Origin of the sequence: Angustibacter sp. Root456 (assembly GCF_001426435.1) — a bacterium.
GTDB lineage: Bacteria > Actinomycetota > Actinomycetes > Actinomycetales > Angustibacteraceae > Angustibacter.
This window is the reverse complement of the sequence record NZ_LMER01000010.1, coordinates 1-3753: the sequence shown is the minus strand read 5'-3', so window position 1 is coordinate 3753 and position 3753 is coordinate 1. Positions and strand designations below refer to the sequence as shown.

Genomic DNA, 3753 nt, shown 5'->3' with positions numbered 1-3753 from the left:
TGAGCTGTCGGCCATGGCTGCCGAGCTGCGCACCCAGATCGCCCGCTTCACCTACTGACCCACGCCCTCCCGCAGCCGCCCGAGGCGTGCACTTCGGATCCGAAGTGCACGCCTCGCGGCGTTCAGCCGGACACGTCGGGTCCGAAGTGCACGGGACGGCGAGGGGTGTGTCTCAGGTCGGGTGCGGGAGCGCCGATACAGGGGGCGACAGCACCACGACCTTCAGGAGACACGCGATGGACGACACGGACGAGATCGTCCAGGAGTTCTTGGTCGAGAGCCACGAGAACTTGGACCAGCTCGACCGCGACTTCGTGGAGCTCGAGCGCGATCCGAGCTCACGCGACCTGCTCGCGAGCGTCTTTCGCACCATCCACACGATCAAGGGCACCAGCGGCTTTCTGGCGTTCTCCCGGCTGGAGTCGCTGACCCACGTCGGCGAGAACCTCCTCGCCCGCCTGCGCGACGGCAAGCTGGTGATGACGCCGCCGATCGCCGACGTGCTGCTCGCCATGGTCGACGGCGTGCGTGAGCTGCTCGCCGCGATCGAGGTCGACGGCACCGAGGGCTCCGTGGACGTGCAGGCGGTGGTCCGCCAGATCCAGCAGGTGCTGGACGGCGGCGCGGTGCTCGAGCCGGCCGCCGCACCCGAGCCCGCACCCGAGCCCGAGCCCGCACCCGAGGCGCAGCCGGCTGCTGAGACGGCGCCCGCTCAGCCTGCGCCGGTCGAGCAGGTGGCGCCGGTCGAGCAGGTCGAACAGGTCGAGCTGATCGCGCCGGTCATGCCGGCGGTGCCCCTGGAGCCCGTTGCCGCCCCTGACGACCACGCACCCGCTGCCTCGGGCCCCAAGCGCAACGTGGCCGAGGCGTCGATCCGGGTCGACGTCGACCTGCTCGACACGCTGATGCGTCAGGTGGGCGAGCTCGTGCTGAGCCGCAACCAGATCGTGCGCCAAGCCGGCCTGCTCGATGACATCGACCTGCTGCGTGCGTCGCAGCGGCTGAACCTGATCGCGTCCGAGCTGCAGGAGGGCGTGATGAAGACGCGCATGCAGCCGATCGACCACCTGTGGTCGAAGCTGCCTCGCGTCGTGCGCGACCTGGGTGCCGCCTGCGGTAGGCAGGTGCGCCTGGAGATGGTCGGTCGCGAGACCGAGCTCGACCGCACGCTGCTCGAGGCGGTCAAGGACCCGCTGACCCACCTCGTGCGCAACGCCATCGACCACGGCCTCGAGGCGCCGTCCGACCGCGTCGCCGCGGGCAAGCCGGCCGAGGGCACGCTGACGTTGCGCGCCTTCCACGAGGGCGGTCAGGTCGTGGTCGAGGTCACCGACGACGGCGCGGGCATCGACCCGGAGAAGATCCGCGCCAAGGCGCTGCAGAAGGGCCTGCGCCGTCCCGAGCAGCTGGCGCAGATGACCACGGCCGAGCTGCTGCAGCTCGTCTTCGCCCCCGGGTTCTCGACGGCTGCGGCAGTCACGAACGTCTCGGGCCGCGGCGTCGGCATGGACGTCGTGAAGACGAACATCGAGGCCATCGGCGGGACCATCGAGATCGACTCCGCGCTGGGCCGCGGCACCACCTGCCGCCTGCGGATCCCGCTGACCCTGGCCATCGTCGCGTCCCTGACCATCGAGTGCGCCGGCGACCGGTACGCCATCCCGCAGGTCAGCCTGCAGGAGCTGGTGACGCTGGACGCCGAGCGCGCGGCCCACGCGGTCGAGACCGTGAGCGGGGCCGAGGTCTACCGGCTGCGGGGGCAGCTGCTGCCGCTGGTGCGGCTGTCGTCGGTGCTGGGCGTGGAGTCCGAGCGCAGCGACGGTCACGTCGTCATCGCGGTGCTGCAGGCGGACGGGCGCCGCTTCGGGCTCGTCGTCGACCGCGTGCTCAACACCGAGGAGATCGTGGTCAAGCCGCTGTCGACGCGGCTGAAGTCGATCGGCGTCTACTCGGGCGCGACGATCCTGGGCGACGGCCAGGTGGCGTTGATCCTCGACGTCCAGGCCCTGGCGAAGAACGCGCTGCGCGCGGACGCCCTCGAGCGCGACCAGGAGCTGCACGGCGACTCGCTGGCCGACGCGGACGCCGAGCGGGTGCTGCTGGCTGGTGTGGGTGACGGGCGAGACGTCGCGATCCCGCTGTCGATGGTGACCCGCCTGGAGCAGGTGGCCGCCTCGAAGGTCGAGCGCGTCGGGTCGCGCGAGGTGATCCAGTACCGCGGCGAGATCCTGCCCCTGCTGCGTCTCGGCCACCACCTGCGCTCCACGACGACGGGCGGTGGCGACCACCTGCTGCTCGTGGTCTACACCAGCGGCGGGCGCAGCGTGGCGCTCGTCGTCGAGGAGGTCCGCGACATCGTCGACGGTACGCAGGTGCGCAGCGACATCGACGACCAAGGGCTCGTCGGCTCCGCCGTGATCCGCGACCACGTGGTCGAGCTGCTCGACGTGCGCGCCGCGGTCCTTGCCGCCGACCCGCGGTTCTTCACGGTCGACCACGACGACCTCGCGTCCCACCCGAATGCTGCGACCCCGGAACTGGAGGTGCTCCGGTGAGCGCCCAGCTGGCCACCTTCACCCTCGACGGCCACGTCTACGGGGTCGATGTCGATCGCGTGCAGGAGGTGCTGCGGTCGCAGCCGCGCACGCGCGTGCCCCTCGCCCCGCCGGCGGTGGCAGGTTTGGTGAACCTTCGCGGGCAGGTGCTCACGGCCATCGACCTGCGTACTCGTCTCGGCCTGTCGGAGCGCGGCGACGGCGTCGAGCCGATGGTCGTGGTCATCCGCGTGGCAGGCGAGCCGATCAGCCTGCTCGTCGACTCGATCGGCGACGTCGTCGACGTCGACCCGCAGGACTTCGAACCGCCGCCCGACACGCTGGTGGACACCGGCCGGGACCTCGTGCTCGGCGTCTACAAGCTCCCCGGCCGGCTGCTGCTGGCCCTCGACCCCGACCGCGCCGTAGCGGTCTGAACACCCAAGGAAGCACCATGTCGACCTTCGCCACTGACGACCACGCCGCCCACGGCGTGGCGGGACTGTTCGTCAACCGCGGCGTGCGCACGAAGATCCTCACGATCGTCGTGCTGCTCGGCCTCACGGCTGCCGGGGTCGCGGCGACCGCCGTCACCTCGTTCACCAAGCTGGGTGCCTCGGCGCAGCGCATCGCGCAGGTGCAGTCGACGCTGGTGATGAACCGCGGCACCGTGCACCAGAACCAGCTGAAGGCGCGCATGCTCATCGCGCAGACCGCGGCGGTGTCGACGCCTGCGGCGAAGGAGCACTACAAGAAGAAGATCGCCGAGAACGACGCTGAGCTGCAGGACGCCGCCAACGCGGTCGACGCCGCGGGCGGCGAGAAGATCATGCCGAGCTGGGCGGCCTTCAAGGAGGACTTCAACGCCTGGCGCCAGCTGCGGGACTCCGAGCTGCTGCCCGCGGCCATGCGTGGCGACAACGCCACCTACACGGGGCTGCTCGAGACCAAGTCGCAGCCGCTGATCGACAAGTTCGTCGCGGACCTCGACGACGCCACGGCGGCCCTGAACGCATACTCCGCCAAGGTGGCCAAGGACGCTGCGGCGACCAAGTCCGCGGGCGTGAAGCTCATCCTCCTGGTCGTCGTCGCCGGCCTGGCCCTGGCCACGGCGCTGGCCGTGATCGTGGCCAACGCGATCGTCGGTCGCCTGCGTGTGGTGCAGGGGGCGTTGGAGGCGATGGGTTCGGGTGATCTGACGGTGGGGGCCGATGTGCGG

3 protein-coding genes are annotated in these 3753 nt (G+C 70.9%); all 3 read left to right on the top strand.

Going from position 1 to position 3753, the window contains the following annotated elements:
* Positions 1–236 precede the first annotated feature (236 nt).
* Positions 237–2555: a chemotaxis protein CheW gene (locus tag ASD06_RS04740; RefSeq protein WP_056673979.1), complete on the top strand. Its 2319-nt coding sequence runs from the start codon at positions 237–239 to the stop codon at positions 2553–2555.
* On the top strand, positions 2552–2971 hold the full coding sequence (locus ASD06_RS04735) for a chemotaxis protein CheW (protein ID WP_056673974.1): 420 nt from the start codon (positions 2552–2554) through the stop codon (positions 2969–2971). Before ASD06_RS04740 ends, ASD06_RS04735 begins: the two co-directional genes overlap by 4 nt.
* A 17-nt stretch (positions 2972–2988) precedes the next feature.
* Positions 2989–3753, top strand: a 765-nt coding sequence (locus ASD06_RS04730) for an MCP four helix bundle domain-containing protein (RefSeq protein ID WP_200941889.1), incomplete at its 3' end; no start/stop codon positions are given.

Coding starts and splice junctions, on each gene's coding strand:
- ASD06_RS04740 (WP_056673979.1), top strand. CDS start 237: ATGGACGACACGGACGAGATCGTCCAGGAGTTCTTGGTCGAGAGCCAC.